General features: G+C 35.2%; 23 protein-coding genes. 14 read left to right on the forward strand and 9 right to left on the reverse strand.

Annotated features, from left to right (window positions below; translation table 11 throughout):
- Window positions 1-61: 61 nt before the first annotated feature.
- Window positions 62-1,321, reverse strand: coding sequence for a pyridoxal phosphate-dependent decarboxylase family protein (locus tag QLS97_RS09915; protein WP_282716356.1), 1,260 nt, complete (start codon window positions 1,319-1,321; stop codon window positions 62-64).
- 300 nt (window positions 1,322-1,621) lie between these two features.
- Between QLS97_RS09915 and QLS97_RS09920 the strand changes: the two genes are divergently transcribed.
- Window positions 1,622-2,395: a hypothetical protein gene (locus tag QLS97_RS09920; RefSeq protein WP_282716358.1), complete on the forward strand. Its 774-nt coding sequence runs from the start codon at window positions 1,622-1,624 to the stop codon at window positions 2,393-2,395.
- Between the two features lie 100 nt (window positions 2,396-2,495).
- On the opposite strand, the gene QLS97_RS09925 is transcribed toward QLS97_RS09920, so the two are convergent.
- From QLS97_RS09925 to ric, 7 genes are all read right to left on the reverse strand, one after another.
- The gene (locus tag QLS97_RS09925; RefSeq protein WP_282716360.1) at window positions 2,496-2,930 is read right to left on the reverse strand and encodes an RrF2 family transcriptional regulator; all 435 of its coding nucleotides are present in this window, start codon (window positions 2,928-2,930) and stop codon (window positions 2,496-2,498) included.
- Between the two features lie 64 nt (window positions 2,931-2,994).
- A complete protein-coding gene (locus QLS97_RS09930) occupies window positions 2,995-3,459 on the reverse strand; it encodes a hemerythrin domain-containing protein (RefSeq protein WP_282716361.1) in 465 nt (154 codons plus the stop codon).
- Window positions 3,460-3,470: 11 nt separating this feature from the next.
- Complete coding sequence (locus QLS97_RS09935; RefSeq protein ID WP_282716362.1) at window positions 3,471-3,920, reverse strand: CopD family protein; 450 nt, start codon at window positions 3,918-3,920, stop codon at window positions 3,471-3,473.
- A 53-nt stretch (window positions 3,921-3,973) separates the two neighbouring features.
- A complete protein-coding gene (locus tag QLS97_RS09940; RefSeq protein ID WP_282716363.1) occupies window positions 3,974-4,663 on the reverse strand; it encodes an anaerobic ribonucleoside-triphosphate reductase activating protein in 690 nt (229 codons plus the stop codon).
- The gene (gene nrdD, locus QLS97_RS09945) at window positions 4,647-4,808 is read right to left on the reverse strand and encodes an anaerobic ribonucleoside-triphosphate reductase (protein ID WP_282716364.1); all 162 of its coding nucleotides are present in this window, start codon (window positions 4,806-4,808) and stop codon (window positions 4,647-4,649) included. The genes QLS97_RS09940 and nrdD overlap by 17 nt, the downstream gene beginning before the upstream one ends.
- 103 nt (window positions 4,809-4,911) lie before the next feature.
- Entirely contained in the window at window positions 4,912-7,017 is a 2,106-nt protein-coding gene (locus QLS97_RS09950; protein WP_282716366.1) for a ribonucleoside triphosphate reductase, read from the reverse strand.
- A gap of 38 nt (window positions 7,018-7,055) precedes the next feature.
- Window positions 7,056-7,787, reverse strand: coding sequence for an iron-sulfur cluster repair di-iron protein (gene ric, locus QLS97_RS09955; RefSeq protein WP_282716367.1), 732 nt, complete (start codon window positions 7,785-7,787; stop codon window positions 7,056-7,058).
- 306 nt (window positions 7,788-8,093) lie between these two features.
- Here ric and QLS97_RS09960 point away from each other — a divergent pair, with 306 nt between their 5' ends.
- The 13 genes from QLS97_RS09960 (at window position 8,094) to QLS97_RS10020 (ending at window position 20,320) form a co-directional block, all read left to right on the forward strand.
- Window positions 8,094-8,528 carry a c-type cytochrome gene (locus QLS97_RS09960; RefSeq protein WP_282716368.1) on the forward strand — a complete coding sequence of 145 codons (435 nt, stop codon included), beginning with the start codon at window positions 8,094-8,096 and terminating at the stop codon, window positions 8,526-8,528.
- 11 nt (window positions 8,529-8,539) lie between these two features.
- Complete coding sequence (locus QLS97_RS09965; protein ID WP_282716369.1) at window positions 8,540-9,967, forward strand: cbb3-type cytochrome c oxidase subunit I; 1,428 nt, start codon at window positions 8,540-8,542, stop codon at window positions 9,965-9,967.
- A 131-nt stretch (window positions 9,968-10,098) separates the two neighbouring features.
- Window positions 10,099-10,878 carry a CbbQ/NirQ/NorQ/GpvN family protein gene (locus tag QLS97_RS09970; protein WP_282716370.1) on the forward strand — a complete coding sequence of 260 codons (780 nt, stop codon included), beginning with the start codon at window positions 10,099-10,101 and terminating at the stop codon, window positions 10,876-10,878.
- A gap of 206 nt (window positions 10,879-11,084) precedes the next feature.
- On the forward strand, window positions 11,085-12,860 hold the full coding sequence (locus tag QLS97_RS09975) for a nitric oxide reductase activation protein NorD (protein ID WP_282716372.1): 1,776 nt from the start codon (window positions 11,085-11,087) through the stop codon (window positions 12,858-12,860).
- A gap of 8 nt (window positions 12,861-12,868) precedes the next feature.
- Window positions 12,869-13,834, forward strand: a complete 966-nt coding sequence (locus QLS97_RS09980; protein ID WP_282716374.1) for a DUF438 domain-containing protein — start codon at window positions 12,869-12,871, stop codon at window positions 13,832-13,834.
- A 122-nt stretch (window positions 13,835-13,956) separates the two neighbouring features.
- Window positions 13,957-14,682: a carbonic anhydrase gene (locus QLS97_RS09985; protein WP_282716376.1), complete on the forward strand. Its 726-nt coding sequence runs from the start codon at window positions 13,957-13,959 to the stop codon at window positions 14,680-14,682.
- Window positions 14,683-14,705: 23 nt separating this feature from the next.
- A complete protein-coding gene (locus tag QLS97_RS09990) occupies window positions 14,706-15,287 on the forward strand; it encodes a cytochrome c oxidase subunit 3 (RefSeq protein WP_282716378.1) in 582 nt (193 codons plus the stop codon).
- 3 nt (window positions 15,288-15,290) lie between these two features.
- Complete coding sequence (locus QLS97_RS09995) at window positions 15,291-15,527, forward strand: cytochrome C oxidase subunit IV family protein (protein ID WP_282716380.1); 237 nt, start codon at window positions 15,291-15,293, stop codon at window positions 15,525-15,527.
- A gap of 109 nt (window positions 15,528-15,636) precedes the next feature.
- The gene (gene nirK / locus QLS97_RS10000; RefSeq protein WP_282716382.1) at window positions 15,637-17,127 is read left to right on the forward strand and encodes a copper-containing nitrite reductase; all 1,491 of its coding nucleotides are present in this window, start codon (window positions 15,637-15,639) and stop codon (window positions 17,125-17,127) included.
- Window positions 17,128-17,179: 52 nt separating this feature from the next.
- Window positions 17,180-17,557, forward strand: a complete 378-nt coding sequence (locus QLS97_RS10005; protein WP_428831783.1) for a c-type cytochrome — start codon at window positions 17,180-17,182, stop codon at window positions 17,555-17,557.
- A 35-nt stretch (window positions 17,558-17,592) separates the two neighbouring features.
- Window positions 17,593-18,357 (forward strand): formylglycine-generating enzyme family protein, encoded by a 765-nt coding sequence (locus QLS97_RS10010; RefSeq protein WP_282716384.1) that lies wholly within the window; start codon window positions 17,593-17,595, stop codon window positions 18,355-18,357.
- 29 nt (window positions 18,358-18,386) lie between these two features.
- Window positions 18,387-19,055 (forward strand): SCO family protein, encoded by a 669-nt coding sequence (locus QLS97_RS10015; protein ID WP_282716386.1) that lies wholly within the window; start codon window positions 18,387-18,389, stop codon window positions 19,053-19,055.
- A 2-nt stretch (window positions 19,056-19,057) separates the two neighbouring features.
- Entirely contained in the window at window positions 19,058-20,320 is a 1,263-nt protein-coding gene (locus tag QLS97_RS10020) for an alginate export family protein (RefSeq protein ID WP_282716388.1), read from the forward strand.
- A 94-nt stretch (window positions 20,321-20,414) separates the two neighbouring features.
- On the opposite strand, the gene QLS97_RS10025 is transcribed toward QLS97_RS10020, so the two are convergent.
- Complete coding sequence (locus QLS97_RS10025; RefSeq protein ID WP_282716390.1) at window positions 20,415-21,326, reverse strand: helix-turn-helix domain-containing protein; 912 nt, start codon at window positions 21,324-21,326, stop codon at window positions 20,415-20,417.
- Between the last annotated feature and the right edge of the window lie 77 nt (window positions 21,327-21,403).

Below are 21,403 nucleotides of genomic sequence, written 5' to 3' on the forward strand. Positions count from 1 at the left end.
AAAAAAACATCATTTGTTATGCATTCCCACTTCAAATTTTAGAAGCGGATTTTATAGTGTATTACACTGGAATAATTTCGTTTTTCTGTTGAAGTGTAGTTTTTAAGTCTGTTATAAAAGCCATCAAATGGTCTATTTCGACATGATCCATAATTACAATTTTGTACCATTGATTATTTCCGTCGTGTTTTTGGGGAACCAAATCGAATTTTTTCACTAATTCTGGCGTAATATATTCGGCTTGAATGGTTGCAATATTCATGAAAGGTTCTCTGAAATACTTCACGTGTAACGCATCTAATTGTTCACACAACCATTCTGTTCTCATTTGTAAAATCCGAATTTTTTCACACCATCCAAATGGGCCGTACGTAAATAATATCATCCAAACCGCTACGGCATTTGCACCAGAACGGCTTCCGCAGAGCGTCAAATCCATTCCTTCGACATATTCGGCTTCTTTTGTCAAAACATTTTCGATTAATCCCTTTCGACAAATAAAAACTCCCGTTCCATAAGGAGCCTGAAGCATTTTGTGCGCATCGATGGTGATGGAACTGATTTTTGGGTTTTCAAAATTGATTTCGGAGGCTTTATTGCTAAACGGATATACAAAACCACCATAAGCGGCATCAATATGTAATTTGTATTTTAAGTCGTGTTTTTCGAGAATTTCAATATAATCATTCGGGTTATCAATCGCGCCAAACATCGTCGTTCCCATATTAGAAACTACGATAAAATATTTTTTTCCGCGTTTTTTAGCATTGATAATACTATTTTCTAGCGCGAATATATCAATAGAGCGGGTTTCGAAATCAACAGGGATTTTTAACCAATCCAGCATCAATACATTGGCCGCTTTCGGAATGGAATAATGGGTATCTTCTGACGCTATTATAGCAATTTCGGACAGACTCGTATTCAGTTTGTTCATGAAATAGTTGCGATACATCCAAATGGCCTGAATATTCGCTTCGGTGCCACCAGGAGCAATATAACCGTCAAAGGAATTGGGTTCAGCTTTAAAAACATCAACGGCGAGCACATTCAAAACTTCTCGTTCTATTTCCTGTGTTCCTCTGAAAGCTTTTTCAGAAGTGCCAAAAGTATGGCAGCCAATATGATTGGGATTGGCAACATAGGTTTGTAAAATGGGCGCATCTTTTAGAAATTGAGCATCTTCATTGAATACTTTTCCATCTAACTTGGATGCAGGATACCCCAAAGAGGCATCATGAGAGAAATTCACATTCTCGCCTAATGCTTTTTGAATGCGAATTTGCCTTTCTGTTGGGGTGATTTTTTTCCAGAATTGCATGATTACTATTTTTACCAAAGCTACATGCTAAAAAAATCAGAAAATATGATAAATGTTAGGTTTTGGTTTTAAAAAATAGAAATTTTATAAGCGTAATTTTGATAGCGTGGATTCAGCAAATTGCGCAAAGTCAGAGAAATTTGCGCAGCCTTAACGAGAAAATTATTTAGAGGGAAACTTTGTGGAGTGGTGGTAATCAAATCCGAGTCATATGAGAAAGCCAAAGTCATACTTTATGCAAACTGCACTTGTATCCTGTTTTTATTTTATTACATTTAACATGAACTTTATTATAAAAAAATGTCAGAAGCTAAATTAACGATAAAAATAGAAAATAAAAGACCTGTTGAATTAACTGATTTTACGGATTCTTTTAGTTCATTGGGAAGTCAATATTATAAATTTTTATCTGAAAATGATTCTTTCAGTTTAAAGCCAGAAACTAAACTTTATATAAAAGAGATAAAATCTGGAAGTATAATTACTGAATTGTCTGATTTAGTTCCTTTAGTTCTTCCGTTTGTTGAGAATTCAAATTCAGTAATTGATTTTACTGCATTCTTAAAAATGGGGTTTGATTATTTTTTAGGAAAAACAGAGGTAAAACCTAAAGATTTTGATTTAAAAGATTGCAATAATTTTAATAACATTATTAAACCGGTTGCAAAAGATAACGGTTCAAACATGATTTTTAATGGAGACTTTAATTTTGGGGCTGTTACAATAAATATGAATTTCAATAGTATTGAAGCTAATGCTATTCAAAATGGAATTTTACGTGAAAAAGAAAAACTAAAAGAGCCAGAAAAAAGAAAAGAAAGTAAAGTTCTATTTTATTGGGATTCAGCTAAATATGATGATAAGTCAAAAGCGATTGATAGAGGATTTATAGACTCAATTTATGGCTCCGCTTTAAAAGTAATTTTTGACGATCCAACTACAAAAAGCAGAATGTTAGATATTGAAGAAAATCCATTTCATTTAGCTTATATTGTAGATGTGGAAGTTTTAGAAATAAAAAATTTACCTTCTGTTTATAAGGTTTTAGCTTTACACGAGGCTTTTCCAAAATAGCTCTAACTTGGTATAAGCACACATAAAATAGCTCCAATGCACCAAAAACAGGTAGACCTTGTGATAAAAAACAGTTTTGTAAATATAAGATTACTTTTAATTAATACCGCAAGAAAGTATCGCCAGATTTTATTCCCATTGCTAATTCTTCTAGATTGGTGTTTTCGAGCATGAAAGCCAATTCATTTCTGATGGACTTAAATTTATCGTGAACCGGACAAGGATGATCCTCGGAGCAGTGACTTAATCCCAGACCACAACCGGTAAAAACGCGATCTCCATCTAATGCAGTTACTATTTGGGATAGTTTTATTTGGCTCATGGATTCTTTCGGGATTTCAAATCCGCCACCAACGCCTTTAATGGAATGGATGATGTTATCCTTGGATAGTATTTGTAAAATTTTGGCCGTAAAAGCCTCTGGCGAATCTATTTTTTTAGCAATATCTCTAAGCCCAACTCTATTATTTTGATAGGATTCTGATGCTATAAAAATGGTGGCTCGGATTCCGTATTCACAGGTTTTAGAAAACATAATTGTTTTTTTACAAATTTATAGAAATAAGTGCTATTCTTTATTCTTTGGGTTGGCTATTTTTTTAAATCCAAAAAGGATCATCGTCCTTTTCTTCAAAAGATTCTTCGGTATGAATTTCTTTGATTTTAGCCAATTGGTCTTGGGTGGCTATTTTTTGGATTTCAACAAATAAAATGCGTTCCTCAAAACGAATGTGTGCATCCAATTCTTCTTCAATGAGTCCTAAAGACTTTTCTATATTGGTAGTTTGCTTGAATAAGCGTTTCAAACGACGATGTTCTGTCAACGCTCTTTTTACAAGGTCATTTTCTGCTCCTAAAATGGGAAAAACGTGTTTTTCTTCCAATTCAAAATGAGGTTTTAAATGCGTTTTAAAAAACCAGTCCGAATATTTTTTGATGCGATCGGGTTCAATTTGCTTCGAAAAACCGGTTCGTATTTTCCAACACAATTGCAAACCATGATGATGATCGTGGCTTAAAGGTTGTAATTCCGGAGCTCTTTTTAATGGTTTATTTGATATCATAAGGCATAAATTTAAAACCCGCCAAAACGGATGAAGGAACCAAAAATGAGCATCAATACACCAATTATCGTAACGGATAGTATATGAAACGCCATTTCAGGCAACTTGTCTGGATTATTTTTAAGTTTGGGAATTACCCTAAACTGTGCGCTCAAGGCGAAGGCTACCGTCAAGAACAATAAAAGTAATTTTGCAGAAACCACTTTCTCAATAGGAGTGGCAAACTGGAGCCAATATTCAATGCTAACGCCATATTTATAAGCCATTAAAATTCCCGTAATGACCAGTAAAACCAAAGCTGTCATTCCTACAGGCTCATACTTTTTTTCGTAATTTAGAATGATGCTTGGGTCTTTCTCTTTAAGGGCTTGTGGTAAATGACCAAAGACCAACAACAAGTGTCCGCCCACCCAAACTGTGGCACTTAAAAGATGGACAATTAACAAAAAATGATGGTTCATGTAAATTTTATTTGTTTTTAAAGATACGCTTTCTCAGCAACTCTACTTTAGAATCAACCTCTAAAATGTACTTTAATACTTGCGGTAGAAAGATTTTCCTTTTCCAATTCCTTAACAGAATAGCCCAATTTTTCTAACGTTGTCACTCCATTTACAAAATGCTGGATGTAATAATTTCCCTGATAGTTTTGCTGTTCTAAATACTGTATCATGGCTTGCATGTGATTCTTATCAATCAAATCCGAATGCACCGTGGTGCGAACTTCAAACGGGAGCCCACTTTCGACTAATAAACGCAACGATTTTTCAAAGGGCAGAAAAAGATTGGACTGCGTTATCTTTTCAAAATGAACGGGCATGGCTTTAAAATCCAGCGCCACATAATCGATCAATTGATTTTCAAGTAATTGTTGCAAAACCTCAGGTCGCGAACCATTGGTGTCAATTTTCACCAAAAAGCCCATTTTTTTGACTTCGGTTATGAGTTGGATACTGTTTTTATGCAACAGGCATTCACCTCCGCTAAAAACCACTGCGTCAAATAAATTTTTTCTGGAATGAAGAAAAGTAAGCGCTTTTTCGAATGAAATAGTTCCTTTTCCAAGCACGATTTCAGGATTGTAACAATACAAACAACGCATATTACAGCCTGCAAACCAAAGAATGCAAGCTGATTTATGCGCATAATCTAATAAAGTAAAAGGCGTTATGCTGTAAATGGGAGTACTAACATTTTCCTTCACTGAAATGAGTTCGCTGTTTGTGTTCTCCTTTTTTTCCAATATTGAAACTTTCTACGGGTCTGTGATAGCCCATTACTCTTGTGTATACTAAACATTTGGTTCTCAAATGTTGGTTTTGTTCTAAAATTGGGTTTGTTGTTTTCATATTTTTTTATGGTTTAAAAAATTAAAATTATTTTTTTGAACCATTAAGAAAATTAAGTGTGTTTTGGCTTAATGGAATTTAATTTCTTAATGGTTTTAAAGTTTTATAACTCAACTTTAAACTTTTTATCTTCAATTAGAATTTCATCGCATTTTGGGCAATATTCATGTTCACCATTCAAATACCCATGAACCGGGCACACGCTAAACACTGGCGTAACGGTGATGTATGGCAATTTAAAATTGGATATTACTTTCTTTACAAACTGTTTGCAGGCTTCTGGAGAACTGATTTTTTCACTCATATACAAGTGTAAAACCGTTCCGCCGGTATATTTACATTGCAATTCGTCTTGTAAAAACAACGCTTCAAAAGGGTCTTCCGTGTGATCTACCGGAATCTGGGAACTGTTTGTGTAATAAATATTTTCGCCCTGTCCGGCTTGCAAAATGTTCGGGAAACGTTTTTTGTCTTCTTTGGCAAAACGGTAGGTGGTACCTTCGGCCGGTGTGGCTTCCAGATTGTATAAATTCCCGGTTTCTTCCTGGAATTCTTTCATTCGGTTCCGAATATGTTCCAAGATTTCTGATGCAAATTCGATTCCTGACGATGAAGTTATGGCATCTTGATTTCCGGTAAAATTCGCAATCATTTCGTTCATTCCGTTTACACCAATGGTTGAAAAGTGATTCCTGAAATGTTGCAGATATCGTTTGGTGTAGGGATACAAACCGCGGTCGTACATTTCTTGGATAAATACTCTTTTTTTCTCTAAAGTAGATTTAGAAATATATAATAATCGATCTAATTGTTTGAATAATTCTTCTTTATTTCCTTTGAATAAATAACCCAAACGTGCCATATTAATGGTCACTACGCCAATGCTTCCCGTCATTTCGGCACTTCCAAAAAGTCCGTTTCCTCGTTTTAACAGTTCTCTTAAATCAAGTTGCAAACGACAACACATACTGCGAACGGCATTGGGTTTATACGCGTTTTCATTTTCTGTTTTATTACCATTTTCATCCAAAACATATTGGCTTCCAATGAAATTCTGGAAATAGGAAGAACCGATTTTGGCTGTATTTTCAAAAAGCAAATCGGTATTTTCTCCATCCCAATCAAATTCTTCGGTAATGTTTACTGTTGGAATAGGGAAAGTGAACGGCTGTCCGTTGGCATCGCCTTCGGTCATTACCGTGTAATACGCTTTGTTAATGAGGTTCATTTCCTTTTGAAAATGCTCGTAACGCAATTCGGTTACTTTTGTAACGCCTCTTTCTCGGGCTCGCAACAAGAGATCATAATCAAAATTGTTTTCGAAAAAATGATAGTCGTTTTTCGTCGGAATTTGGGTTTTCAAATCATCGGGAACAACCCAGTCCAAAGTGATATTCGTGAAAGGCGATTGTCCCCAACGCGCAGGAACATTCAAATTGTAAACAAAACTGCGAACCGCTTTCAAGACATCCTCAAAAGACAAATCATCTTTGAAAACATAGGGAGCCAAATAGGTGTCAAACGAACTGAAGGCTTGCGCTCCGGCCCATTCGCTTTGCAAAATCCCAAGAAAATTCGCCATTTGTCCCAAAGCTTCTCTGAAATGGGAAGGCGCTTTGCTTTCCACGCGTCCGCGAACGCCATTAAAACCATCGTTGAGCAACACCCTCAGGCTCCAACCGGCGCAATATCCGGTCAAACAATCTAAATCGTGAATGTGGATATCGCCATTGCGATGCGCATACCCTTCCTCTTTTGTATATACTTTGTCGAGCCAATAATTAGCAATAATTTTTCCGGCAACATTATTGACCAATCCGGCATTAGAGTAGGAGGTATTGGCATTGGCATTGATGCGCCAATCCGTTTGTTCGATGTATTCCTCGATGGTTTGTGTGCTGTCAACGTAAGTGGTGTCTTCGTTTAAACCATTCACATGTTCACGTTGCAATTTGCGCGTATGTCTGAATAACATAAAGGAACGCATGACTTCGAAATACTGTTTTTCAAAAAGGTTTTTCTCGATTAAATCCTGAATTTCCTCCACGGCCCAGGTTTCTTTGGATTGTAAATCCTGAATAATTTTTTCAAAAAGGATTTCATCAAATGCTATGGAAACACTCTGAAAGCTTTTTTCAATCGCGTCTTTTATTTTAAAACTCTCAAAAGGTTTGTATTCGCCGTTTCTTTTGATAACATATTTTTCCATAGCATGTGATGGTTTAAGGTTAGATTATTGGGGTTTATTTATTCTTGTTCAGAGAATTTTTTTTCTAAAAGCATCGCACTTGGAAACAAAATGTTGTTTTCCAAATGAATGTGTTTGTGTAAATCCTGCTCAAAATCAGCTAGCATGGCATAAGTCACACGAAACGTACTGCAACCATCGGCCGGTGGCGTATAATTATTGGTTAATGCAGCTATTTTAACAAAACGATCTCCTTCGGCTTCATGCTCTTCCATCATCATGGCAATTGGATTTTTTACAGTTCCAAATTGTGGTTTGGCAATTGGTTCGTCGGTAAGCGCTGCTTTTGCCATTTTTTTGATAAAGGGAAATAAAATCAGTTCTTCTTTTTTCATGTGTTGCGCTAATTCGCCTGCACAACCAATAAACAGTTCATTGATTTCTAATAATTCAGGATGATTTGCTCCATGTACTTTGCACAGTTTGTCTAAAAATGGAAGCAAAATTTGCGTTTTTTCTTCTACATAACGATGATGGGTTTTCTCAATATAATCTGCCAATAAATCCAAAGGCCAAATTTTGAAATCTATAGTACTGTCATTTTTGGTTGCCAAAACAGTGTTTAACTGCTCCATTAATTGATCCGTATCAACATCCTTTTTTTCGCAAGCTTCATCGATTGTTCGATTGCCTTTGCAGCAAAAATCTATTCCGTATTTTGAAAATATTGCGGCGGTTCTAAAATCTTTTGCAACGTATTCTCCGATTGTTATTTTCTCTAAAGTTTCCATAAGATCTGTTTTCTATTAAAATTTATTTAGACAAAAATAATCATTATTTTTAATAAAAGACAAATTTATCTTTAATTAATTTTTTTAATTAATTTTATTTATAAAGTGCTTATTACAAGTAGTATGTGTTTTTTTAAAATCATTTTTAATGAATATTAATTTATAATTTAAAAAATAATCAAAAGATGATTTTTATCATGTTTTAGCTTTTTTTAAAGCTATTAATTTGCAACAAACAAATAAAAGATATTTTTATCCTTTATTTGGATTTAGCGTACATTTATTAACTAACAAAAACGGATACTTATGCTTTCAAAATCACAGGCAAGAGCATTTTTTTTAGGAGGAACATTGGTCACCTTTTTAATCTTTATAGGATTGACCATTTATTCGTTCATGCCAAGAAATGATCAAACAAACTACAGTAAGATTACTAAAGAGGTAGTGAGAGGAAAAGAAATTTGGGAGACCAACAATTGTATGGGCTGTCATACCATTATGGGCGAAGGAGGGTATTATGCTCCCGAGTTGACAAAAGTGATGGATCGTCGCGGCGAAGGATATATCAAAGCGGTTTTGATGTCGCCTATTCCTTGGGCACCAAACGGGCGAAAAATGGTAGCTTATAAAATGAATGAAGCGGATGCCAATGCCATGGTTGCTTATTTCGAATGGATTGGAAAACTCGACTTAAATGGTTTCGACCGAATCGTTTCCCCTTTAGCTAAAGAAAATAATTAAAATTTTTAAAAATGAAATATAAATCACAGAAAGTAGCCTACTGGTTTTTTGCATTGTGCATGCTTTTGTTCTCGCTGCAAATTGTCTATGGCTTTATCATGGGCTTTGACCGAATAGGAATTCAAGGATTACATGAAATTATCCCTTTTAACGTGGCACGAGCGGTGCATACTAATTTATTGGTGGTATGGTTGTTAACCGGTTTTATGGGTGCGGCATATTACATTATTCCCGAAGAAGCGCAACGCGAATTAATAAGCGTGAAATGGGCTTATGTTCAACTGATTTCCTTAGCTATTGTTGGTGTTGTTACCATAATTGGATTCCACTTCAACCATTGGGAAGGAAGGAAATTTCTTGAAATTCCGAGAGAATTAGACTATTTAGTAGTTGTAAATGTACTGTTGTTCTTATTCATAATTTTAGGTACGCTTTATAAAGGAAAACGACAAACCACTACAGCTTTAGTACTATCAATGGGATTGTTTTTTGCAGCCTTGCTTTATATACCCGGAATGATTTGGTTTGACAGTCAGGTAATGGATTCATTTTTCCGTTGGTGGGTGGTTCACTTGTGGGTTGAAGGTGTTTGGGAATTAATTATGGGAGGTATCCTTTCGTTCTTATTGATCAAGTTAACTGGAGTGGACAGAGAAGTTATCGAAAAATGGTTGTACGTAATTGTTGGTCTTACCTTTCTTTCGGGAGTTTTGGGAACAGGGCATCACTACTACTACATTGGAGTAAATAAAATTTGGTTAATCGTTGGTGGAATTTTCTCTGCCTTGGAACCTTTGGCTTTCTTAGCGATGGCATTATTTGCTGTAAACATGTACAGAAAAGGGGAAAAAAGTCATCCGAACAAAATTGCTTTATTCTGGACTATTGGTTCCGCAATTGTTTCTTTTGTCGGTGCAGGATTGCTTGGTTTTGCTCATACTTTACCACAAACAAACTTGTATACGCATGGAACTTTAGTAACAGCAATGCACGCTCATTATGCATTCTGGGGCGCTTATGCGATGATTGTTCTAGCGATGATTAGTTATGCTTTACCCAATCTAACGGGACGTAAACGCTACGAAAGTGCACAAGGTATGATGGCTTTCTGGCTGTCTAATATTGGAATCTTGGGAATGACTGTAGCCTTTGGTGTTGCCGGAGTTGCTCAAGTCTATATGGAACGAAAAATGAAAATGGATTTCATGGTTGTTCAAAGCGAAATCAGCATCCATTTTGTAGTGCTTCTTATTTGTGCCACCATGTTTACCATAGGAATTGGTCTATTTATTTTTGATTTTATCAAATACGGAAGACCTACAGATGAAGCTCTTGAAACAGACAATCAAGGACATAGAGCAGATGGATATAAAATCGATGGCCATATAATTGAAAATCTAACAGGAACAAGTGAGAAAAAAGGAAAAACAGTGATTTAAAACTGAAACCTTTTTCGTGTAACGGAATACTTAAAATAAAATTTCCAGAATGCTTTAACCACCGTTTTTTAGAATTGCATTTCCGAAAAAACAATAGTTATCGTGTTCTGGTTTTTTTCTAAAATAAAAAAATGTTAGTAAATATCCCATATTATCACGCCGTAGGCAAAGAAAAAGAAGTCTTTGAACACGCCTATAAAAACAAAATACCTTTCCTCTTGAAAGGGCCAACCGGAACCGGAAAATCCCGTTTTGTGGAATACATGGCACATCAATTGGATAAAAAAATTATCACAATTAGTTGTCACGAAGAAACGTCTTCAACGGATCTAATTGGACGATTTATCATAAAAGGTGCCGAAACGGTTTGGCTGGATGGACCATTAACCACTGCCGTAAAAGAAGGAGCGATTATTTATTTGGATGAAATCGCCGAAGCGCGACCAGACGTTATTGTAGCCATTCACTCCTTGACGGATCACAGAAGAGAATTATTCATTGACAAATTAGGCGAAACCGTGAAAGCCCATGACGATTTTATGTTGGTTGCTTCCTTTAATCCCGGTTATCAAAGAGGTTTTAAAGAACTAAAACCATCGACTCGTCAGCGATTTATTGCCGTTTCTTTTGAATATCCGGAAACGAAAATTGAAACTGAAATTTTGGTAAAAGAAACGAATGTTGATCAAGATGTCGCCAAAAAACTGGTAGCCATTGGAAACAAAATCAGAAACCTAACCGAATTAGGGTTGACAGAAACCGTTTCGACCCGACTTTTAGTGGATGCCGCCAAAATTATTCATTCAGGTCTTCCAAAACGATTGTCGGTTCATGTGGCTATTGTAGAACCGTTAACCGATGATTTACAAACGGTGGAAGCATTGAAGGATTTGTGTGATTTGATGATATAGAAAAGAGTGGTCAGTGGTCAGTTTTTTTTAGTGTTCAGTTGCATGAATGATTAAATAAGTGTTCCATTGATAAGAAAGCTACTTTTACTTTTATCAAAATAAAAATAAATACTAAAAATGAATACTATTACTGAGCACTGACGATTAAATTATGGTTCACTAATATAACTGATCACTAAAAACTGATCACTGAACACTTGGAAAAGATGGGTTTCGAAATAGACGAATATATAGTTGGGAAGTTATTCAGACACTTAAAAAAAAGTAAAAAGATACATCCCGAAATTATTGCAAGAACTGTAACGCTTAATGACATAAAACCTCGATTGACTATTTTGGCTCGTGCTTTGACGGGTAAACCAATCGAAATTTTCCCTGCCGAAAGAGAAGGAGGATATAAAAACAATAATTTTTTTCTCCCCATTTCTTTTTCCAAATTACCTACGAAAAAAGATAACCTTACTTTTTATCTTTTTAGAATTTTGTATCTGAGCGTACAACAGCGATTGAATTTGAATTGGACTTTGGAAGAAAAAGACCAGCCTTTGGCACTTTCACAACAAAAAGCATTTGAAACCTCTGAAAAAATTCTGTCCATTTTGTTTGAAGAATTTTCTATCGATAAAAAATTTCATACCGAAACAAAACTGCATTTCATTCAAAAAGAAAACGGAAAAAATGCTCCTGATTTTTCTTGGCTGTATGGCAAATGGATGCAAAATGAAATAGAAAAAAATAGCAATACCATTCTCGAAAATTTCTCTGATAAAACCAAAAAAGCAAATGAAAATAAGGCTTTAACCACTTTAAAAACAAAAGCGGTCGAAGAAGTGATTACTGTTGAGGTCGATAAAAAACAACAGGAAGATTATGTTTTGCTTCACAATTTTGAAAAAGTGGAAACTGCCGAAGAATTCAATGGAACCTGGCGCGATTTTGATGGTTCGGACGAATTAGAAGAGCATCAGGAAGCATTGGAAGAGTTGAATATGAAATACACGGTTCGGGTAGATGATACGGCACATTCCGTTTATCAATCGGATTTTATTGAGAATACTTCCATCTCCGAAAGTGCCGAAATTGATGCCAAAGGATTCCATCTTACGTATAACGAATGGGATTTTAGCAAGCGTATTTACAAGGAGAATTTTTGTAAAGTATATCCGAAATCACAACAGAAAACGGACCCTAATTACTGTAAAAAGACCATTTCAAAAAATGCTTCGACCTTATTGGGTTTGCGAAAAATGCTGACCAATGTCAATAACAGAATGCAACAGCAAAAACGCCAGACACAAGGAGACGAATTTGATATTGATGCTATTACGGATTTGTATATTGATGTGCATTCGAAACGGACACCTTCGGAAAATATATACATTTCAAATCGGAAAAAAGAGAAGGATTTATCGATTTTAATCCTCTTGGATATCAGTCTTTCCAGTGATGGATATGCCGCAGGAAACCGTGTGATTGATGTGGAGAAAGAAGTTTCTATTCTTTTTGGAGAAATCTTAAACGAGTTCAATATTGATTTTTCCATTGATAGTTTTTACTCCAAAACGCGAAATTTTTCGACCTATTTAACGGTAAAGGATTTTGATGAAAACTGGAATATTGCCAAACATAAAATAGGAGCGATAGAACCCAATGGCTATACCAGAATTGGAGCAGCCTTGCGACATGCCGGCGCACGACTCGATAAAAGAAACACTAAAAATAAATGGGTTATCCTGATTTCTGACGGAAAACCCAATGATTACGATAAATACGAAGGAAAGTACGGCATCAATGATGTGAAACAAGCACTTCGGGAACTCAATAACAGGAATATTAATTCCTATGCTTTGGCCATTGAAGCTCAGGCAAAATATTATCTGCCGCAAATGTTCGGGCAAAATCACTATCAAATTTTAACAACACCAGTCGAATTATTACAATCCTTGGTGCAATTGTACGAAAAAATTAAACATCAAAAATAAATACTATAATGAACGATATTTCAAATACCACAACACTTCCCGAAGGACATCCGGTTCAGATTTACTTTCAGGAAAATGACATTATTCATGCACTTTTAGAAGAATTATCAGCTGTAAATCCTGAGAATGATTTACAGAAATATACGAATATTTTCAACCAGCTTCATACTATCGAAAAACGATTTGCCCGTAAAGAAAATCAGCTTTTTCCGTTTTTAGAAAAAAAAGGTTGGAACGGTCCTTCACAGGGAATGTGGTCCTTTCATGATAATTTAAGAGAGCAATTCCGTTTAATTCAGTACTATCTTAAAATGAATAATCCGGAGAAAATTAATATTAATACTCCTTTTTTGGTCAATGGAATTTATAGATTGATGCAGATGGAAGAAGCGGTTTTGTTTCCAAATGCCTTAGACCTCCTTACCGAAGCCGACTGGATTGAAATGCGCAAAGGCGAAGAAGAAATAGGTTGGATGCTACCAGAAGCTCCTGCTCCTTATCCAAAACAAGAATACATTCACCCAAGTGAAGATTTTACCAAAAGAGAAATGTCTTTTTCACTCGAAAACACGTCTCATTATGATGAAGGATATATGACGGTGGGGCAGGTGAATTTACTTTTTAAAACTATGCCGTTAGATTTGACTTATGTTGATGAAAATGACAAAGTGATTTTCTATAATCGGGGAGAAGAACGTGTTTTTCCCAGAAGCGCCGGGATTATTGGTCGGGAAGTCAAGTTTTGTCACCCACCAAAAAGTGTAGGAACCGTTCTTAAAATCTTGGATGAATTTAGAAAAGGAACAAAAAACGAATCCTCATTTTGGATTAATTACAAAGAACGCCTGATTTACATCCGCTATTTCGCGGTCAGGGATGCTGATAAGAATTACAAAGGCGTCATCGAAATGTCTCAGGATATTACCGATATCAAGAAAATAGAAGGCGAAAAACGATTGTTGGAGTGGGATTAATTTCACTGTGAAAATAGCCATTATTTTAACCTCCTCTTTGCTTGCAACAAGATTCCAACTCATAAATTGTGAAGGGGAGGTTGTTTTTAAAACACTGGATTAATAAAATAAATTTCAACTATATGTGTCCAAAATACAAACGCAATAACCGAAGAACACTGCTTTTATTTGTATTATGTCCATTTTTTGCACTGACTATTTTCAGTTTCATATTTTTTAAAAATGAAAAAGCAGAAGAACATCATCTTGAAATAAAAACCCCTGATGAAGCGATTGCGGATTTAAAAAATGGCAACCTGCGTTTTTTAGAAAATAAGTCCGTTCATCTCAATTATGCGCATGAAATTGATCTTACAAAAAAGGAACAACATCCGCATACATTGGTTTTAACGTGTATTGATTCACGGGTTCCTCCTGAAATTATTTTTGACCAAGGTATTGGAAACCTTTTTGTAGCAAGAGTTGCCGGTAATATAGAAGACGATAACATTTTAGGCAGTATGGAATTTGCCACTACAATTAAACACACCAAGCTTATCGTGGTTTTAGGACACAATCATTGCGGTGCAGTTCAAGGCGCAATTGATAATGTTGGTTTAGAACATTTAACCCAGCTCACCTCACAAATCAAACCATCCATAAATCCACACAAAACGTATCCATTATCGGACTATACCATTGATGATACTTCAAGAAAAAATATTGTGTTGACCATTGAAAAAATCATACAAAAAAGTGCCACACTAGAACATCAATTAAAAAATAAAGAAATAAAAATCATTGGTGCTTATTACGATATTACTAATGGAAAAGTAGCTTTTTTAGAAAACAATGGGGTACTCAAATAACATTATAAATACAATCCTATAAAATGAACACACACAAAATCGATTACAAAAACATCTACTACCCTCCAGGAGGTATTTTGATGTGGATTATTATTTTTCTGGAACTTCTTACCTTCGGGATGGCACTTGTGGCATTTGTTTATTATGGAAAAGAGCAACCTGAATTGTTTCATCAGTCACGGTTGCAACTCAACAGTACTTTTGGAGCAATAAACACTATTTTTTTATTGACCAGTGGTTTTTTTATGGCCAATGCAGTCTTGGAATTTAAAAACAATAACCGTTTAAAATCGTCTTTGTATTTTAAATTGACCATGCTTGGCGGAACATTATTTTTAATCTTAAAAGGAGTTGAATACTATCATAAAATGGAATCGGGTATCACTCCAGAAACCAATGTTTTTTTTACTTTTTATTGGTTGTTAACTGCTTTTCATTTGATTCATGTTATCATGGGTTTGGTGATTTTAATTTGGACCAACTATGGAATGATGAAAAAAAATTCAGATACAGGTATTGACGATGTTGAAGCCTGCGCTGCTTTCTGGCACATGTGTGATTTGATTTGGTTGTTGCTATTTCCTGTTTTGTACTTAATTTTTTAGAAAATGAAAAAAACACTTTTTATTACGTATGGTTTATTGATTGTATTGACGGCTTCAACGGCTTTGATTTCAAATACAATGTCTGTTTCCGGACTTGCAATTTTTTTAATTATGGGATTATCCGTATTGAAATTTCTCTTGGTTTCTTTCGAATTTATGGAACTTAAAAAGGCAAATCCTTTTTGGAAAGTGAGTTTGATTTCGGTTTTAGGGTTGATTGTTTTAGGATTAATTTTGTAAAAAAACGCTCTTAAATAAAAGTTAAAAACATGACAAATGTCATGATAAAGGATAAAGTTATCTTTTATTTTTACACTATAAATCACGATTAATTTAACACCTGATTATTATGGAAATTACATTTAATTTTAACAAACAGAGTAGGGTAGTAGCCATTGCTTTTTTTGTAGCCCTTGGTCTGTTTTCTTGTTCTAAAAATGAGGAAAAAGACGCAAAATATTATGAGAGTATTAAGATAGAAGGTCAAAAAACAGCAGAACTGACTGCACCTCCTTTTGTTCCTAAACCAGTGGGCGATCGTGCAGCCACAAAATTGGTGGTGAACATGGAAATAAAAGAACAAGAGGGCGAAATGGTAGATGGTGTTAAATATACCTATTGGACCTTCGGAGGATCAGTTCCCGGAAGTTTTATAAGAACTAGAGTTGGTGATGAGGTAGAATTTCATTTGAAAAATCATCCGGATAATAAAATGCCGCACAATATAGATTTACATGCAGTAACTGGACCAGGTGGAGGAGCAACTTCTTCATTAGTGGCACCGGGACATGAAAAAGTATTCAATTTCAAAACGTTGAATCCAGGCTTGTATGTATACCATTGTGCCACAGCTCCTGTTGGGATGCACATTGCAAACGGTATGTATGGTTTGATTTTAGTGGAACCTGAAGGTGGTTTGCCTCCAGTTGATAAAGAATACTACATCATGCAAGGTGATTTTTATACCAAAGGAAATTATGGAGAACAAGGGTCTCAGCCATTTGATATGAATAAAGCGATTAAAGAGCAACCTGATTACGTAGTGTTTAATGGAAAAGTAGGGGCGTTAACAGGAGATAAAGCATTAACAGCCAAAAAAGGAGAAACAGTGCGTATTTATATGGGTAACGGTGGACCAAACTTAGTGTCTTCTTTCCATGCAATTGGTGAAATATTCGATAAAGTTCATGTAGAAGGTGGGGATTTGATTAACAAAAATGTCCAAACAACTTTAATACCAGCCGGTGGTGCTGCAATAGTTGAATTTAAAGTAGATGTTCCCGGTACGTTTATCTTGGTAGATCACTCTATTTTTAGAGCTTTCAACAAAGGGGCATTGGGAATGTTAAAAGTAGAAGGAGATGATAATAAGTTAGTCTATTCTGGAACAACACAAGAGGGAATTTATTTGCCAGAAGGTGGTACTATACAAAATATGCCTAAAGTGAAAGGTGCAACTAAAAGCGTTGCAGTGAAAACGGTAGCTGAACATGTAAAAGCAGGAAAAGAACTCTACGGCAGAACCTGTCTTGCCTGTCACCAATCAGAAGGGCAAGGAATTCCTAACGCATTCCCTCCATTAGCCAAATCAGATTTCTTAAACGCAAATTCTGGCAGAGCAATAAATGCGGTTTTACACGGATTGAGCGGAGAAGTTACTGTAAATGGTAAAAAATTCAATAATGTTATGACCAGTCAAAATTTGACCGACGATGAAGTAGCCAGCGTGTTGACTTATGTCTATGATAGTTGGGGAAATAATAAAACGGTTGTAACGCCAGCAATGGTTAAAACATTGAGAGGAAAAGTGGCTCCAAAAGCAAAAGATATTCATGAATAAAAATAGGATTGAATCTAAATTTAAACAAGTATTTAACATTAATTATAATAAAATGAAAAAGTATATTTTATGCATCGGAATGATGGGATTGGCTTTACAAGGATACAGTCAAAGTGCTGATAAAGGAAAAGGAATTTATGCAAAAACGTGTATCGCTTGTCACCAAGCTGCCGGGCAAGGAATTCCGGGTGCTTTCCCTCCTTTAGCGAAATCAGATTACTTAAATAAAGATGTGAATCGCGCCATAAAAGGAGTCGTAAAAGGATTAACTGGGCCAATTACTGTAAATGGTAAAAAATTCAGTGGTGCCATGCCTGCACAAGCATTAAGCGATCAACAAATAGCGGATGCGATGACCTATGTTTACGCCAGTTGGGGAAATAACAAAACCACGGTTACACCAGCAATGGTAAAAGCCCAAAGAAAATAATTCGTACAGCTTAAAAGAAATTAGCCATGTTAAATATGAAAAAATTTTTGCCACTATTTTTGTTTCTTATTACAGCATCGCTATGGTCTCAAGTTGTTAAAATGGCTTCTATTGAAAGGGGGACTTTTGTTCCCCTTTATGGAGCTACAAGTAAAAAACCAGTACAAATTGACGCTTTTAGCATGGATATCTATCCGGTAACGAATGCCCAGTTTTTGGAGTTTTTGAAGAAATATCCAGAAAATAGTCGCTCTAGAATGAAAGGTATTTTTGCCGATAAAAGTTACTTATCACAATGGGAAAGTGATTTTAATTATGGGGCTGCCAATTTAAGTACTGCTCCGGTAACGAATATTTCTTGGTTTACTGCCAAAAAATATTGTGAATGCCAAGGAAAACGATTACCCACTATGGATGAATGGGAATATGTTGCGATGGCCGATGAGAAACGAATTGACGCACGTACTAAAGAAAGCTTTAATAATTACATCTTGTCTTGGTATGAAAAGCCAAAAACCTATGCAAATCCGGTAGGTCGCACCTTCAAAAATTATTGGGGTGTTTATGATATGCATGGATTAGTTTGGGAATGGACAGCCGATTTCAATAGTGTTTTTCTTTCCGGAGAATCCAGAAAAGACAAGGATACGGACCGGAATCTATTTTGCGGAAGCGGTTCTGTCAATGCAACAGATTTAATGAATTATGCCGCTTTTATGCGTTATGCTTTCCGAGGAAGTCTTAAGGCACGATTTACTACTAAAAACCTCGGTTTTCGATGTGCAAAAGATAAAAAGTAGCGCACAAATTAACTCAAATGACAACAGAAATGAAATCAAATAGTCACAGCCCCAGCTTATCTGAACAGGCGAATCTTCTAAAGGTAAAAACTGAAAAAAGCAGGTATAAAACGCTTTTTTTAGGATTCCTTTTAATTCTTTTATCACTTCAGTCCTGTGTTAATAAATCAAAAGCGGAAACAATAGACAAACCTATTTCTGATTTATCCATTTACAATCTTCCGTCAAAATGGACCAATGAAGAAGGAGAAGATATCGAAATGAAGGATTTGAAGGGAAAAGTGCTGGTTATGGTTATGATTTACACTTCTTGTAAATCTGCTTGTCCAAGATTAGTGGCTGACATGCGAAATATTGAACAAAGATTGCCGAACAACATAAAGGATAATGTGAATTTGGTTTTAGTGAGTATCGATCCTACTGTAGATACGGCCAAACGTTTAAAAGCATTTGCCATTGAAAATAAAATGGACGGCGCACAATGGGTTTTCTTACGTTCATCAGAAGAAAATACAAGAGAATTTGCAGCGGTTTTGGCTGTAAATTATAAAAAAATAGCGCCTTTGGAATTCTCTCATTCCAATATCATAAGTGTATTTAATGCTGACGGGGAATTAGCGTATCAACAAGAAGGTTTAGGTGTCAATTCAGACCAAACCATTCAAAAGATTACTGAGGAAGCTCAAAAAATAAATTAAACATGAAACTATTTAAAATAATTGGCTTGTCATTTTTAGGAATGGTAAGCATGGGAACTTATGCCCAAGAGTTGGATGCTAATCTGCAACTCAGACCGCGTTATGAATACCGAAACGGATTCAAAAGCCTTATGCCAAATGGTGAAAAAGCAACCTCATTTGTATCGCAACGTTCCCGATTAAATTTTAATTACAAGCAAGAAAAATTAAAAGCCAAATTAACGTTGCAAAACATTCGCACTTGGGGTGATGTGGCAACCACCACACAAGTTGATAAGAACGGAATTGCTTTATTTGAAGCTTGGGCACAATATGATTTTGATGCCAAATGGAGTGCGCGCTTAGGTCGCCAAGTGATTTCATATGATAATCAGCGTATTTTTGGAGAAATCGATTGGGCACAACAAGGACAAAGTCATGATGCCGCAGTGATTACGTTTCATCCGGCAAATCATCAGCTGGATTTAGGATTTGCATTGAATGCCAATGCAGAAAATGTATTGGAGCCGAAAACGGCGTACACGACTAACTACAAATCCTTACAATATGCATGGTATCATACCCAGTTTAGCAAATTAAATTTGAGTTTGCTACTGTTAAATACCGGATATGAATTTGAAAAAACCATTGGTAATTTAGAAATAGATTACAAGCAAACCTTTGGTACTTACCTTTCTTTCAAGGAAAAAAAATGGGATACTAATTTTGGGGCTTATGGACAAACAGGAAAAAGCGTCGATAAAAAGGTGAACGCTTGGTATGCAGGAGCGTTCCTTGGTTATGCGGTCACCAATACATTCAAAGCGGGATTAGGATATGAATATCTTTCGGGTAAAAACCAAAATGACACTAGTTCTGACATAAAATCGTTTAGTCCAATTTTTGGAACCAATCATGGTTTTAATGGTTTCATAGATTATTTTTATGTAGGAAATCATCAAAATAGTGTGGGATTGCAAGATGCCTATTTAAAGTTAAATTATACGTCTAATAAATGGCAATTTACGTTAATGCCACATGTTTTTAATGCACCGAATACTGTTTTGGATGCTTCCAATACTAAAATGGACAGCTATTTAGGAACAGAACTTGATTTTACTGCCAGTTACACTATTCAGAAGGATATTGTTGCTTCAGCGGGATACTCTCAAATGTTTGGTTCTGGAACTTTAGAAAGATTAAAAAATGGTACTGATGCCGCCAATATCAACAATTGGGTTTGGGTTATGATTTCTTTTAGCCCTAGAATATTTAGTTTAAAATAGATTTTACCCAGGTTAACTAATTCAAAGAAAATATTCTAGCGACTTTTTTCTTGTGATTTTAATGCATCTTATTAACTCATTATAAATAAGATTTTTAATTCAAACTTCGATATTGATTAGGTGTATATCCTACTCTTTGCTTAAATAATCTGGAAAAATGCTGAGGATATTTGAAGCCCAATTCATAAGCGATTTCGTTTACAGTTAAATTGTTTCCTGAAATTTTGTTTTTTGCGATATCAATTATTTTATTTTGGATGTATTCTTGAGCCGATTTACCTGTTTCTTTTTTTATTAAATCACCAAAGTAGTTCGCTGATAAATGTAGTTCATTAGCACAATAAGCAACTGATGGTAAACCAATAGTATTGGGCTTGTCTGAGGTAAAATAGGAACTTAATACTTCTTCAAATCTCTCTAAAATCCCTTTATTAACACTTTCTCTTGTGATAAATTGTCTATCATAAAAACGCTCACAATAGCCTAAAAACAATTCAATATTTGAAGCAATAAGTTTTTTACTATGCTTGTCAACTCCAAGTTGTAATTCTAAGTTAATTTTTGAAAAAGAGTCTAAAACAATTTGTCTTTCGCGTTCTGACAAATGCAAGGCTTCATTTGCATTGTAACTGAAAAAATTATAATCATTTAGACTTTTAAAAAGAGAAGTCCCGTGTATTAAATCAGGATGAAAAACTAAGGCATATCCTTTTGGCTGATATACTTTACCAACAGGCTCTACTTCCATTCTTTGCCCTGGCGCAATAAAAACCAATGTACCTTCTTGATAATCATAATAATTACAACCATAACGCAGATCGCCACATTTTATATCTTTCAAAAAGATACAATAAAAGCCATAATAAATTATAACACTCTTTTCACCTTCCCAAGATCTTTGGCTTGCTTTTGAAAAATCAATAACACTTATTAATGGGTGTAAAGTTTCGTTATTGTTAAATACATTGTATTCACTAATAGTATTAAACTTGACTACTTTGTTCATGATAATTTTTATTTTACAATACAAATTTATGTGTTTAGATATATCAATTACCATGTAGTAAGCACAATAAGTAATAT

Source organism: Flavobacterium yafengii, assembly GCF_030010375.1.
GTDB classification, from domain to species: domain Bacteria; phylum Bacteroidota; class Bacteroidia; order Flavobacteriales; family Flavobacteriaceae; genus Flavobacterium; species Flavobacterium yafengii.

Excerpts from the sequence above, each read along its gene's own strand:
- QLS97_RS09915 (WP_282716356.1), bottom strand. The coding sequence starts at position 1,321 with ATGCAATTCTGGAAAAAAATCACCCCAACAGAAAGGCAAATTCGCATT.
- QLS97_RS09920 (WP_282716358.1), top strand. The coding sequence starts at position 1,622 with ATGTCAGAAGCTAAATTAACGATAAAAATAGAAAATAAAAGACCTGTT.
- QLS97_RS09925 (WP_282716360.1), bottom strand. The coding sequence starts at position 2,930 with ATGTTTTCTAAAACCTGTGAATACGGAATCCGAGCCACCATTTTTATA.
- QLS97_RS09930 (WP_282716361.1), bottom strand. The coding sequence starts at position 3,459 with ATGATATCAAATAAACCATTAAAAAGAGCTCCGGAATTACAACCTTTA.
- QLS97_RS09935 (WP_282716362.1), bottom strand. The coding sequence starts at position 3,920 with ATGAACCATCATTTTTTGTTAATTGTCCATCTTTTAAGTGCCACAGTT.
- nrdD (WP_282716364.1), bottom strand. The coding sequence starts at position 4,808 with ATGAAAACAACAAACCCAATTTTAGAACAAAACCAACATTTGAGAACC.
- QLS97_RS09950 (WP_282716366.1), bottom strand. The coding sequence starts at position 7,017 with ATGGAAAAATATGTTATCAAAAGAAACGGCGAATACAAACCTTTTGAG.
- ric (WP_282716367.1), bottom strand. The coding sequence starts at position 7,787 with ATGGAAACTTTAGAGAAAATAACAATCGGAGAATACGTTGCAAAAGAT.
- QLS97_RS09960 (WP_282716368.1), top strand. The coding sequence starts at position 8,094 with ATGCTTTCAAAATCACAGGCAAGAGCATTTTTTTTAGGAGGAACATTG.
- QLS97_RS09965 (WP_282716369.1), top strand. The coding sequence starts at position 8,540 with ATGAAATATAAATCACAGAAAGTAGCCTACTGGTTTTTTGCATTGTGC.
- QLS97_RS09970 (WP_282716370.1), top strand. The coding sequence starts at position 10,099 with ATGTTAGTAAATATCCCATATTATCACGCCGTAGGCAAAGAAAAAGAA.
- QLS97_RS09975 (WP_282716372.1), top strand. The coding sequence starts at position 11,085 with ATGGGTTTCGAAATAGACGAATATATAGTTGGGAAGTTATTCAGACAC.
- QLS97_RS09980 (WP_282716374.1), top strand. The coding sequence starts at position 12,869 with ATGAACGATATTTCAAATACCACAACACTTCCCGAAGGACATCCGGTT.
- QLS97_RS09985 (WP_282716376.1), top strand. The coding sequence starts at position 13,957 with ATGTGTCCAAAATACAAACGCAATAACCGAAGAACACTGCTTTTATTT.
- QLS97_RS09990 (WP_282716378.1), top strand. The coding sequence starts at position 14,706 with ATGAACACACACAAAATCGATTACAAAAACATCTACTACCCTCCAGGA.
- QLS97_RS09995 (WP_282716380.1), top strand. The coding sequence starts at position 15,291 with ATGAAAAAAACACTTTTTATTACGTATGGTTTATTGATTGTATTGACG.
- nirK (WP_282716382.1), top strand. The coding sequence starts at position 15,637 with ATGGAAATTACATTTAATTTTAACAAACAGAGTAGGGTAGTAGCCATT.
- QLS97_RS10005 (WP_428831783.1), top strand. The coding sequence starts at position 17,180 with ATGAAAAAGTATATTTTATGCATCGGAATGATGGGATTGGCTTTACAA.
- QLS97_RS10010 (WP_282716384.1), top strand. The coding sequence starts at position 17,593 with ATGAAAAAATTTTTGCCACTATTTTTGTTTCTTATTACAGCATCGCTA.
- QLS97_RS10015 (WP_282716386.1), top strand. The coding sequence starts at position 18,387 with ATGAAATCAAATAGTCACAGCCCCAGCTTATCTGAACAGGCGAATCTT.
- QLS97_RS10020 (WP_282716388.1), top strand. The coding sequence starts at position 19,058 with ATGAAACTATTTAAAATAATTGGCTTGTCATTTTTAGGAATGGTAAGC.
- QLS97_RS10025 (WP_282716390.1), bottom strand. The coding sequence starts at position 21,326 with ATGAACAAAGTAGTCAAGTTTAATACTATTAGTGAATACAATGTATTT.